Below are 11,721 nucleotides of genomic sequence, written 5' to 3' on the forward strand. Positions count from 1 at the left end.
CATTTGCGGTCTGCCTATGTTAGCCGCATTCGGGAATCGTCTGTCAAGTTGGAATTGTCTCGGTTCGGTAACTGGCCGAGCCCGCGCCCAACGGGACTAGAACGAGGGCGGACCGGTCGACGCGCGCACAATCAGCTCAGGCTGGATGGTTCCGACGTAGGCCGTGCTGCGTTCGCCGGCGAGCTCACTGAGCAGGAGGGCGATGCTCCGGCGGCCGAGTTCGGCGAAGTCCTGCCGCACCGTGGTCAGCGGCGGCCAGAAGTGCCGCGCCTCAGGGATGTCGTCGAAGCCGATGATGCTGATATCACCTGGAACGGTCAGTCCTGCCTCACGAATAGCGTGGATCAGCCCGAGCGCCATCTGGTCGTTGGAGGAGAAGATCGCGGTGAAGTCACGCACCCGGAGCAGCTCACGGCCGGCGTAGAAACCGAAGTCGGCGGTCCAGTCCCCCAGGATCGGCGCAGTGGTCGGCACGTCCATCGCCCCCATCTCCTCGAGGAACCCGCGCATGCGGGCCTCGGCTTCGATCCAGTCCTGCGGTCCCGCGAGGTGGTAGATCGACCGGTGCCCAAGCTCGATCAGGTGCCGAGTGGCCAGGCGGGCGCCGGCGATCTGGTCGACCGACAGGGCATGATCGTCGAGCCGACCGGTGGACTGCAGGGTGACGAAAGGTACGTCAAGCAGCATGTCTTCGAGGGCGTCGAACACCCGGACCTGGGGTGCGATCACCACGATTCCCTCGACGGCCTGGTACATCAGGTGGTCGATCGCCGCTTCGATCGATGGGCGATCCACCGAGGTGAGATTCGCAGTGTTCACGTAGTAGCCGGCCGCGCGGGCTGCGTCCTGGATCGCCGCGATGCTGCTGGCCGGCCCGTACTCCGAGCTGGAGGCGGAGATCACGCCGATCGTGCGCGACCGTCCCTTGACCAGGGCGCGGGCGGCGCGGTTGGGCCGGTACTTCAGCTCATCCATCACCTGCTGCACGCGCAGCTTGGTCGACTCACGGATGCTCGGGTGATTGTTGAGCACTCGCGACACGGTCTGGTGAGACACGCCGGCCAGGCGCGCGACGTCGCGGATACTGGGCGCGCGGCCCTTCGGCGGTTCCGTTGTCACGTGTCGACCTTGCTGCAATGTGCACGGTCACAAATGTGAACGCAGGTCAATTATGCATGCCGCGCGGACACCCGGCGAGTGCGGTTGTGACAGTCACATGGCGTGCCGTCGCAGTGGACACGTCATATGCCCGGCGCCGCATACGTCCGTTTGGAGTGCGCGCCCGGCACGCTTCCGCTGCGCGCGAGCGACGGGCCGCCCCGCCACCCCGGCGCGCGAAAACGCGCCAGGCACCCGAAATATCGCGCGCCCCACGCGCTACCGGGTGCCCGGGCCCCACCGCCGTGTCGGATGAGGCGCCCCGCACAACCCCCGCTGTCTCGACAGCCCCCGGCGCCCGGCGCCGCAAACGCCCGGCGCCGCACACGTCCGACCTAGCATGCGCCGGGCGCGGCGCACGTCCGACGCAGCATGCGTCCGGCAAGCCCTCCCCACCCCCGGGCGCGCGAAAACGCGTCGGGCACCCGAAATATCGCGCGCCCCACGCAATACCGGGTGCCCGGGCCCCACCGCCGTGTCGGATGAGGCGCCCCGCACAACCCCGGCGCCCCGGACAGCACCCGGTGCCTGGCGCCCGGGGCCGCACACGTCCGACGCGGCTCGTACAGCAGGCCTCCCCCCGCCCAGCTCGCCTCCGCCCGGGCGCGCGAAAACGCGTCGGGCTCCCGAAATATCGCGCGCCCAGCGCGATACCGGGTGCCCGGCCACACCGCCGTGTCGGATCAGGCGCCCCGCGCAACCCCCGGCGCCGGCGCGGCACGCGTCCGGTTAGGACCGGGCGAACGCGCGAACCGGGAAGGTGCCGAACCCGACGATCTTCGGCGGCACGGCGGTGAACCGCATGCCGTGTGACGGGAGCTGTCCCAGGTTGGTCAGGTGCTCGACCACGGGAATCCCAGCAGCCAGGAGCAGCGAATGCGCCGGTCGCTCCCCGCCGGATTCGGTGTCGTCGATATTGAGCGAGTCGATTCCCACCAGGGCGACCCCGGCCTCGACCAGGAACTGCGCGCCCTCCGCGCTAAGAAATGGCGCCCCGGCGGCGTATGCGGGCCCACCGAAGTGACGGTCCCAACCGGTGTGGAGCAGCACGGCCCTTCCGACCAGTTCGCGGCCGGCAAGCACCTCGGCGCCGATCCCCCGCGCGACGGCGACGTCGGCCAGGTCGACCGCATTGGGCGCATCAGCCGCATCAGCCGCCTCGGCCTCAGTGGGCGCGTCAGCCGCATCGGCCGCATCGGCCGCATCGGCCGCGGGGTCCGCGTCCGACGCGAACTGGTCGGCAAGATGGAACACCTCGGCCGGCAGGTCCACCAGCGACTCCAGCGGAAGGCCGGCCAGGTCGATTCCACCCTCGTAACGGTGGAACGGGCTGTCGACGTACGTGCCGGTATTGCCGATGAGCGTGATCAGGTCCATCGCGAACTCGGTGCCCGGCGCGTAGTGGTCGCGCGAATCGCTCCGGGTGAGGTGCGGCGTGATCACCGGGGCCGGCAGGCCGGGATAGGTGACGAGCCCGGCCCGGATGTCGTGACTCAGGTCGACGAAGCGACTACCGGGAGGCGTCGCGCGGGACTGCGTGGGGTCCGGCGGGGCAGCCGGAGTGGCGGGCGTCGCGCGGGACTGCGTGGGGTCCGGCGGGGCAGCCGGAGTGGCGGGCGTCGCGCGGGACTGCGTGGGGTCCGGCGGGGCAGCCGGAGTGGCGGGCGTCGCGCGGGAGTGCGTGGGGTTCGGCGTGGCGCTCGTCGCGGGTGACTGTGGGGCAGCATCCGTTGTCGCAGGATCTGGTGCGGTGACCTGGCTGTGGGGCATCAAGCGGCTCGTTTCCTCGGGGCTGTGGGCGGCGGCGTGGGAGTGCCGCGCGTGGGACGGCCGCGCTTGGCCTCGCCGCGCTTGGCCTCGCGGCGCTTGGCCACGGCGACGAGGACTGCCAGCGCGGCGAGCGCGGCGGGAACGAGCAGGTTTGTCCCGGCCAGGACCAGCAGGCCGAAGGTGAGCACAACCGAGACGACGGCCATCCACCAGCCGGGCGTCCAGCGCTCGAGGAGCCGCACGGCCGCGATCATGCCGAGGGCATAGATCGCGACCATGGAGCTGGTGTGGATCAGGATGAACGGGGTGAGAGTGAGGCCTTGCCCGACCATCAGGACGAAGTAGATCGCGCAGAGCACGGCGACGACCGACAGGCTCCGTCGCGGCACGCCGCCGGACTCGACACCACGAGCCAACCAGCGCGGCAGGTCGCCGTCCCGCCCGAGCGATGCCCCGAGCTTTGCGAAGGCGCCGAGGTACACGTTCAGCACCCCGAGCGCCACGATCGCGGCGATGACGGCGACGAAGACCGGGCCGATGCCGAGAGCGGAGCCGCTGACCAGGTCCAGGAGCGGCACTTGCCCGGTTCCAGCGGATTCGCCGAGCACCGCCACCGTGACGTACTGGAGCACCAGGTACGCTGCGCCGACGACGACGAGGGCGATGCCCGTCGCGATCGGGATGACGCGGCGGGGATTGCGGAACTCCCCGGAGATGTGGGTTCCGATCTCCCAACCGGCGAACGCCCAGACGAAGAGGCTGATCGCCGTGCCGACGCCGCCCCACCCGTTAGGCAGGAACGGCTCGAAGTTCGCCGGGTTCGCGGCCGGGAACGCCACGGCCACAACGCCGATCACGACGAACAGGAGTGCGCCGGTGAGCACGAGCTGCACCACGCCGGACACCCGCAACCCGAAGTAGTTGAACACCAGCGGCGGCACGAAGATCGCCAGCGCCACCCAGATAACCGTTCCATGGTCGGCGCCGACGATGGCCACCACGTACTCGGCACCGAGCATGGCGACCACCGGGGCGCCCGCGGCCACGCCGAAGAAGAACCAGTATCCGGCCATCCGTGCCCAGGTCTGGCCGAGCGCCCGTCGCACGTAACTCGCCACGCCGCCCGGGTCCGGGTACCGGCTGGCCAGCGCGGCGAAGGTGCCGGCCAGTGGGATGGAGAGGAAGAACACGGCGAGCACGGAGACCATCGACGCCGGCCCGGCTGCCGTCGCCGCCAGGCCCGGTAGTACCAGGATGCCGGTGCCGAGCACCGACGCGATGTACAGGGCCGTACCCTGCACCAATCCGAGGCGTCCTGCGTGCGCCGGGCGGGCATCCGTGCTGCTGACGGTACTGCCGAGAGCGGATGCGCCTGCCGGCTTGGTCGTGGAGATGGTCACCAGACCATCATGCCGGTCAGGCGAGGGCTCCAAGATGGCAGAGTTGACATACTTCGTTCAGATCCTGCCATCCTGCGCACGGCCCATTCGGGGCCCGCGGAGCCCCGAGGAGCGGCGGAAGGGCGGCGACGGACGACCACCGGAGAGCGCTGCGAGAAGCGCGCTCCCGCGCCCACGCGTCGGCTACGCCGCGACGGTGAGACGCACCGCGTTTCCCCACGGGTCGCCGACCGTGAGCGAACTATCGCCTCGCTCATAGGTGATCCGGGCGCCGTCGAGCCGGGTCGCCGCGGCCTCCAGCTCGCCGGCATCCGGCAACAGCACCGCGAACTCCGCCAACCCGAGGGTGTCACCGCGCACGCCGGCGCCGGCACTGCCCCAGGTGTTGGCCGCCAGGTGATGGTGGTAGCCGCCCGCGGACATGAAGAGTGCGCCGTTGGTCTCGCTGGTCACGGCGAAGCCGAGCGCGTCCACGTAGAACGCGCGCGCCGCCGCGAGATCGCCGACCTTGAGGTGCACATGCCCCACCGTCGCCGGGGAAGCCGGCGCGGTGCCGAGGTGGTCCGCGATGAACCGGTTCGGATCCAGTGCCGCCGCGCCCATGCGCACCCGCCCGTCGGTCCATTCCCATTGGTCGCGAGGCGTGTCGACATAGAGTTCCACACCGTTGCCCTCAGGGTCCCCGAAGTAGAACGCCAGGCTGACGAGGTGATCGGCGCTGCCCTGGTAGCGCTGGGGCGCGACGCGGGCGAGGTTCTGCAGGGTGCCGGCAAGCGATGCCGCATCCGGGAAGAGGATGGCGGTATGGTACAGCCCTGCGTCGGTCGCAGTCGCGGCGGGGCTGTCACTCGGCACCACGCGCACGAGTTCCTCCCCGTCGGAGCCGAGCGAGAGCACCTGGTCGCCCTCCGCCAGCACATCCAGCCCGACTGCGTCGGCGTAGAAGGACCGCATCGGCGCCAGATCGCGCGCCGAGATCTCGACGGCGCCCATCCGGGTGTCTGCGGCGAGCACCGACCGGCTCACCTCGGCCGCAGACGCCGCGGCGCGGGCGTCGCCCCCCGATGACGCGGCGACCGCCCCCCAGGTCGTTCCAGCGATCGCGAGGACCGCCACAATTGCGATCGTCCAGGTCAGGCGGGGGCGTAGGCGACGCAACGGACGGCGCGTGGAATCGGCAGGAGTGCGAGGGGGCATGCTGGAAGCAAGCCGAAGGAACCGGGCCCTATTCCTGTGATTCAGCTGTGAGGCATGCCGAGGGCCCGGCCCGCGGGTACGCCGTCCTAGCGCTTCTTCTTGGGCAATGCCCGGTCGAGGTCGTCGATCAGGTCCCCGACGTCTTCGATCCCGACGGAGAGCCGCACGATGTTCTCCGGCACCTCGAGCTCGGTTCCCCGCACCGAAGCGTGGGTCATCTCGGACGGGTAGTTCACCAGCGACTCCACCCCGCCGAGCGACTCCGCGAGCTGGAACAGGTGCGTCGACTCGGCGAAGGTTCGCGCCGCCTTGCCGCCACCGACGAAAGCCAGCGAGAGCATGCCGCCGAAACCGCTCATCTGCTGGGCGGCGAGGGCGTGCCCCGGGTGCCCGGGCAGGCCCGGGTAGTACACCGCCTCCAGCGACGGATGCCCCACCAGGTGCTCCGCGATGGCCTGCGCGTTGCTGCAGTGGCGTTCCATCCGCACCGCCAGGGTCTTGATGCCGCGAGTCGTGAGCCACGCGTCGAGCGGCGCCGACACCGGTCCCGCGGCGAACTGCAGGAACTTCGCCTTCTCGAACAATTCGTCGTCGTCGATGATGAGCGCGCCGCCCAGCACGTCAGAGTGGCCGCCGAGGTACTTGGTCGTCGAGTGCACCACCACATCGGCGCCAAGGGTGAGCGGGCGCTGCAGGGCGGGCGAGGCGAACGTGTTGTCGACGACGACGATCAGCCCGGCGCGGTGGCCGATATCGGCGAGTTCGGCGATATCGCTGATCTTCATCATCGGGTTGCTCGGGGTCTCGATCCACAGCATCTTGGTCTCGCCGGGGATGATGGCCTGCTCGACCGCTCGCAGGTTCGACATGTCCACGACGCTGTTGCGCACGCCCCACGCCCCGTGCACCCGCTCGATCAGCCGGTGGGTGCCGCCGTAGACGTCATTGCCCATCACGATGTGGTCTCCGGGCGAGAGCGCTGCGCGGAGCAGGGTGTCTTCCGCGGCGAGGCCGCTGGCGAAGGAGAGGCCGTGCTTTCCGCCTTCCAGCGCGGCGAGCAGCGTCTGCAGCGAATCGCGGGTGGGGTTGCCGCCGCGGCTGTACTCATAACCGCCGCGGAGGTTGCCGATGCCGTCCTGCACGAAGGTGGAGGTCTGGTAGATCGGCGGGATGACGGCTCCCGTGGTGGGATCGAATTCCGCTCCGGCGTGGATCGCAACGGTGTTGAAGTTCTGCTTTCTGGCCATGGTGGAGGAGTCCTTTTCTGTGTATCTACAACCCTGTGGTTCAGCGTCTCAGGCGCTGAGGTAGGAGAGCAGGTCGCTGCGGGTGATGACGCCGAGGGGCTTGCCCCCGTCGGTGACCAGCAGCGCATCGTGGTTGGCGAACGCCGAGCGGGCCGTCGACACCGGCTCGTTCACGCCGATCAGCGGCAACGCGTCGCCGACGACAGAGCTCACCTTGTCGGTCAGCTGCGCTTCGCCGGAGAACACCAGCTCCATCAGCCTGCGCTCGTCGAGCGCGCCGAGCACTTCCCCCATCACGACCGGCGGCTGTGAGGTGAGGACGAGCAGCTGCGAGACGCCCGATGTCGTCATCGCACCGATGGCGTCGTGCACCGTGTCGCTCGGGTGCACGTACACGAACGCCGGCATGCTGCCGGTCTTCGATTCGAGGAGGTCGGCGACGGTGTGGCCGCTGGGCGCGTTGGTGAAGCCGTAGCTGCGCATCCAGCTGTCGTTGAAGATCTTGCCGAGGTACCCACGGCCGCCGTCGGGCAGCAGCACCACGACCACGTCGTCCGCGCCCAGCTTCTCGGCCACGCGCAGGGCCGCGACCACCGCCATGCCACTGGATCCGCCGACCAGGATGCCCTCCTCGAGGGCCAGCCGGCGCGTCATCGCGAACGAGTCGGCGTCGGAGACGGCGATCACCTCGTCCACCACTGTGGGGTCGTACGCTCCGGGCCAGAAGTCCTCTCCGACCCCTTCGACGAGATACGGGCGACCGGTGCCGCCGGAATAGACGGAGCCCTCGGGGTCTGCTCCGATGATCGTGACAGCACCCTCAGACACCTCCCGCAGGTAGCGCCCGGTGCCGGTGATGGTGCCCCCGGTGCCGACGCCGGCAACGAAGTGGGTGACGGTCCCGTCGGTGTCACGCCAGATCTCAGGGCCGGTGGTCTCGTAGTGGCTGAGCGGGCCGTTCGGGTTGGCGTACTGGTTCGGCTTGAAAGCGCCGGGGATCTCCTGGGCCAGCCGGTCGGAGACGCTGTAGTACGACTCAGGGTCGTCCGGTGCAACGGATGTCGGGGTCACCACGATCTCGGCACCGTACGCGGTGAGGACGTTGCGCTTGTCCTCGCCCACCTTGTCCGGCAACACGAAGACGCACTTGTATCCGCGCTGCTGGGCGACCAGTGCCAATCCGACGCCGGTATTCCCGGAGGTCGGCTCCACGATCGTGCCGCCCGGCCGCAGCAGACCGTCCCGCTCAGCGGCGTCGATGATGCGGACCGCGATGCGGTCTTTCGAGGACCCGCCAGGGTTCAGGTACTCCAGCTTGACGAGCACGGTGGCTGCTACGCCGTCCGTGACCCGGTTGAGCCTGACCAGCGGGGTGTCGCCGATCAAGTCGAGGATGGTCTGTGCAATCTTCATGAGGCCCCTTCGCGTACCTGTCCAACTCTACCGGGCGGGCAATTCGCCCGGACCGGCATCCGCTCCGCACCCCTGCGAAGCCCCGGCCAGGCCGCCCGATGGCGCATGTTGCTCGGGAAAGGCTCAGCGAACTCCGATACGTTCGTATGTATTCAGCACCCCCACCCCGAGAGGCCCACCGTGACCCCTGCCCCGTCGTCCGGTTCGAATTCGAACGGATCCCTCACCGTCAAGCAGCAGCGCGCAGAGAACCGAGCCAGGAAGCTCGAGGAATACCACCGCCAGCAGAAGCGCAGTGCACGCAACCGCCGCATCGGCATCATCACGGGCGTGGTCGCCGTTGTCGCGGTACTCGGGGTCGTGATCACCTCGATCGTGCTCACCCCGCAGCAGGCGAGCTATTCGGCCGGGAGCAGCGGGGCGACCGTGAAGGGCGTCGAAACGTTCACCAACACCGCCAACCACGTGGAGACCCCGGTCACTTACGCGCAGACTCCCCCGGTGGGCGGCGAGCACAACCCGGTCTGGCTGAACTGTGGCGTCTACACGGAGCCGGTGCCGAACGAGAACGCGGTGCACGCCCTGGAGCACGGCGCGATCTGGGTCACCTACGACCCGTCGCTCAGCGCCACCGAACTGGACGCCCTCAAGGCGAAGCTACCCTCCACCTATGTCGTCCTGTCGCCGTTCGAGGGGCTTCCATCCGACATCGTGCTGAGCGGATGGAACGTGCAGTTGCAGGTCGACTCGGCCTCCGACGAGCGCATCGGCCAGTTCTTCGAGGAGTACTGGAAGGGCGGGACCGCTCCGGAGCTCGGTGCGTCATGCTCGGGGGCGTTCGATGCGCCAGGCAAGGTCTCCTAAGCTGGCCGCCGCGTCGCACCCGTCGCCGTCCCCGCCCACCCCGCGGCGGGGCCGTACCGCCCTGCTCGTCACCGCGCTGGTCACGGCCGTCATGGTGGGGCTGGTCGGCTGGTCGGCTGGCCGGCTGAGCACACTGGACAACCCCGATCCGTCCAACACCAGCGCGGAAGCCGGCTTCGCCCGGGACATGCAGGTGCACCACGACCAGGGCGTCGAGCTCTCGCTGATCGTGCGTGACCGGACGGACGACGAAGCCACCCGGCTGCTCGCCTACGACATCATCACCACCCAGGGCCAGCAGTCGGGCCAGATGTTCGGTTGGCTCAGCGCCTGGGGACTCCCGCAGGCGCCGAGCGAACCGTCGATGACCTGGATGACCAGGCCCGGGCGTGGCGACGGCGGGCACCAACACTCCCGTTCCGACCCGGCGCATGCTCCAGGCGAGCCGATGCCCGGCCTCGCGACGCCAGAGCAGATCGAGTCGCTCCGTGCAGCCACCGGTGCCGAGGCGGAGCGGATCTTCCTCACCCTGATGATCGCGCATCACCAGGGCGCGCTCGACATGGCGGATGCCGTGCTCGACCGGGCCACCGACACGACGGTGTTGTCGTTCGCGACCGGTGTCGTGGCAAGCCAGAAGTCCGAGATCACCCTGATGGAGTCGATGCTCGCCGAACTGCCGTAGCCGGTTGTGGGCAGCGGATGCCGCGGTGCGGCTCAGTCTGCGGGCTGCGGAACGGGTTGCGGCACCCGCACCTGCTCGGAGTACAACCGCGCATACGCGCCTTCACGCGCGAGGAGCTCGGTGTGGGTGCCGTGCTCGACCACGCGCCCGGCCTCCACCACGAAGATCACATCGGCCCCCACGACGGTGGAGAGCCGGTGCGCGATGGCGATCGTGGTGCGCCCACGCGACGCCGTGTCGAGCGCGGCCTGCACGATGCGTTCGGAGATCGCGTCGAGGGCGCTGGTCGCCTCGTCGAGGATGAGCACCTCGGGGTCCTTGAGCAGCACCCGGGCGATGGCGATGCGCTGCTTCTCGCCGCCGGAGAGCCGGTAGCCGCGCTCGCCCACCACGGTGTCGAACCGCTCAGGGAAGGAGTCGATCGTTTCGTAGATGTTCGCGGCGCGCGTGGCGGACTCGAGTTCGGCATCCGTTGCATCCGGCTTGGCATACCGCAGGTTCTCGGCGATGCTCGCATGGAACAGGTAGGTCTCCTGGCTGACAATGCCGATGTGGGAGACCAGCGACTCCTGGGCGAGGTCGCTAACGTCGACCCCGGAGAACAGCACGCGGCCACCGCTGACCTCATAGAACCGCGGGATCAGGTAGGAGACGGTGGTCTTGCCTGCGCCGGACGGGCCGACGAATGCGGCGAATTCCCCCGGCTCGATGGCGAACGACACGTCGTCGAGGGTGGGACGGGACTCGGTGCCGGCGTCGGGGTAGGCGAAGGTGACGTGGTCGAATTCGACGCGGCCGGTGGCGTCGCCGCCCGTCGCGGGCACGGCCAGCGCCCCGGGCTTGTCGCTGATGGCCGGCTTCAGGTCGAGGTACTCGAAGATCCGCGCGAAGAGGGCGCTCGAGGTCTGCAGGTCCAGCGCCACCCGCATCAACCCGAGCAAGGGGAACAGCAGCCTCGCCTGCACCGTGGTGAAGGCCACGATGGTGCCGGCGGTGATGCCCGTGGTGCCGTTGGACGCCAGGGCGCCGGCCACGAGGTAGACGATGGCCGGGATGCTGGAGAGGAAGATGCTCACCATGGCGAAGAACCACTGGCCACTCATCTGCTGGCTCACCTGCAGCCGGATCTGGTTGGCGTTCTCGTCGGAGTAACGCCCGATTTCGGTGTTCTGCCGGGTGAAGCTCTTCGACAGCAGGATCCCGGAGACGCTCAACGTCTCCTGGGTGATCGCGGTCATGTCGGAGAGCGACTCCTGGGTCTTCGTGGCGATCCGGGCGCGCACCTGCCCGACCCGGCGTTGGGCGATGACGAGGACGGGCATCAGGATCACCGCGACGATCGTGAGCTGCCAGTCCAGCAGCAGCATCGCCACAAAGGCCGCGATCACGGTGACGGTGTTGCCGAGCACGCTGGAGATGGTGTTGGTGAGCACGCTGGCCACACCGCCGACGTCGTTCTGCAGCCGGGACTGGATCACGCCGGTCTTGGTCTTGGTGAAGAAGCTGAGCTCCATCGCCTGCAAGTGGGTGAATAGCCGCACCCGGAGTGCGCCCATCACCTTGTTGCCCACTGTCGCCGTGAGCCAGGTCTGCCACACCCCGAGGAGCGCAGACCCGAGGTAGACGACGATCATCAGCCCGACCAGCGTGGCCAGCCTGGGCAGGTTCGGCGTGCCGCCGGGTGGGAACAGTCCCTCGTCGAATGCGCGCTGGGTCAAAAGCGGTGGTACCACCGAGAGCGCGGCACTGACCAGGACCAGCACGATCGTGACCGTGAGCGCGGCACGATGCCCGGCGAAGAGTTCCGTGATGCGCTTGAACAGGTTGGGGATCCTGGGCGCCTCGGCGTTGGCCGCACGCTGCGCTGCGACGTCTCCGCCGCTGATCCGGCCGGGCCGGACGCGGGGTCCGCTGCCTTCGCCGCCGCCACTTCCACGACCGCCGCCGCCGTGCATTCCACTCATACGCCCACTCTAAGCGTGCCCGC

Annotated in this window: 9 protein-coding genes; 2 read left to right on the forward strand and 7 right to left on the reverse strand. The window is 69.1% G+C overall.

Going from position 1 to position 11,721, the window contains the following annotated elements; genetic code table 11:
• Nucleotides 1-96: 96 nt before the first annotated feature.
• From AB4Y94_RS03340 to AB4Y94_RS03365, 6 genes are all read right to left on the reverse strand, one after another.
• On the reverse strand, nucleotides 97-1,119 hold the full coding sequence (locus tag AB4Y94_RS03340) for a LacI family DNA-binding transcriptional regulator (RefSeq protein ID WP_441724730.1): 1,023 nt from the start codon (nucleotides 1,117-1,119) through the stop codon (nucleotides 97-99).
• A 768-nt stretch (nucleotides 1,120-1,887) separates the two neighbouring features.
• The gene (locus AB4Y94_RS03345) at nucleotides 1,888-2,928 is read right to left on the reverse strand and encodes a cyclase family protein (protein ID WP_441724733.1); all 1,041 of its coding nucleotides are present in this window, start codon (nucleotides 2,926-2,928) and stop codon (nucleotides 1,888-1,890) included.
• A complete protein-coding gene (locus AB4Y94_RS03350; protein ID WP_441724735.1) occupies nucleotides 2,928-4,328 on the reverse strand; it encodes an APC family permease in 1,401 nt (466 codons plus the stop codon). Before AB4Y94_RS03350 ends, AB4Y94_RS03345 begins: the two co-directional genes overlap by 1 nt.
• A 183-nt stretch (nucleotides 4,329-4,511) precedes the next feature.
• A complete protein-coding gene (locus AB4Y94_RS03355; protein ID WP_441724736.1) occupies nucleotides 4,512-5,444 on the reverse strand; it encodes a VOC family protein in 933 nt (310 codons plus the stop codon).
• A gap of 167 nt (nucleotides 5,445-5,611) precedes the next feature.
• Complete coding sequence (locus tag AB4Y94_RS03360; protein ID WP_441724739.1) at nucleotides 5,612-6,772, reverse strand: cystathionine gamma-synthase; 1,161 nt, start codon at nucleotides 6,770-6,772, stop codon at nucleotides 5,612-5,614.
• Between the two features lie 48 nt (nucleotides 6,773-6,820).
• A complete protein-coding gene (locus AB4Y94_RS03365; RefSeq protein ID WP_441724742.1) occupies nucleotides 6,821-8,185 on the reverse strand; it encodes a cystathionine beta-synthase in 1,365 nt (454 codons plus the stop codon).
• Between the two features lie 180 nt (nucleotides 8,186-8,365).
• Between AB4Y94_RS03365 and AB4Y94_RS03370 the strand changes: the two genes are divergently transcribed.
• Both AB4Y94_RS03370 and AB4Y94_RS03375 read left to right on the forward strand, forming a co-directional pair.
• Nucleotides 8,366-9,049: a DUF3105 domain-containing protein gene (locus AB4Y94_RS03370; protein WP_441724744.1), complete on the forward strand. Its 684-nt coding sequence runs from the start codon at nucleotides 8,366-8,368 to the stop codon at nucleotides 9,047-9,049.
• Nucleotides 9,027-9,734 (forward strand): DUF305 domain-containing protein, encoded by a 708-nt coding sequence (locus AB4Y94_RS03375; RefSeq protein ID WP_441724746.1) that lies wholly within the window; start codon nucleotides 9,027-9,029, stop codon nucleotides 9,732-9,734. The genes AB4Y94_RS03370 and AB4Y94_RS03375 overlap by 23 nt, the downstream gene beginning before the upstream one ends.
• 32 nt (nucleotides 9,735-9,766) lie before the next feature.
• Here AB4Y94_RS03375 and AB4Y94_RS03380 read toward each other — a convergent pair whose 3' ends face one another.
• On the reverse strand, nucleotides 9,767-11,698 hold the full coding sequence (locus AB4Y94_RS03380) for an ABC transporter ATP-binding protein (protein WP_441724749.1): 1,932 nt from the start codon (nucleotides 11,696-11,698) through the stop codon (nucleotides 9,767-9,769).
• Nucleotides 11,699-11,721 lie beyond the last annotated feature (23 nt).

Origin of the sequence: Glaciibacter sp. 2TAF33 (assembly GCF_052114945.1) — a bacterium.
Classification (GTDB): domain Bacteria; phylum Actinomycetota; class Actinomycetes; order Actinomycetales; family Microbacteriaceae; genus Cryobacterium.

What these genes read in the sequence shown, in the direction of transcription:
- AB4Y94_RS03380 (WP_441724749.1), bottom strand. Translation starts at nt 11,698, where the DNA reads ATGAGTGGAATGCACGGCGGCGGCGGTCGTGGAAGTGGCGGCGGCGAA.
- AB4Y94_RS03375 (WP_441724746.1), top strand. Translation starts at nt 9,027, where the DNA reads ATGCGCCAGGCAAGGTCTCCTAAGCTGGCCGCCGCGTCGCACCCGTCG.
- AB4Y94_RS03360 (WP_441724739.1), bottom strand. Translation starts at nt 6,772, where the DNA reads ATGGCCAGAAAGCAGAACTTCAACACCGTTGCGATCCACGCCGGAGCG.
- AB4Y94_RS03345 (WP_441724733.1), bottom strand. Translation starts at nt 2,928, where the DNA reads ATGCCCCACAGCCAGGTCACCGCACCAGATCCTGCGACAACGGATGCT.
- AB4Y94_RS03365 (WP_441724742.1), bottom strand. Translation starts at nt 8,185, where the DNA reads ATGAAGATTGCACAGACCATCCTCGACTTGATCGGCGACACCCCGCTG.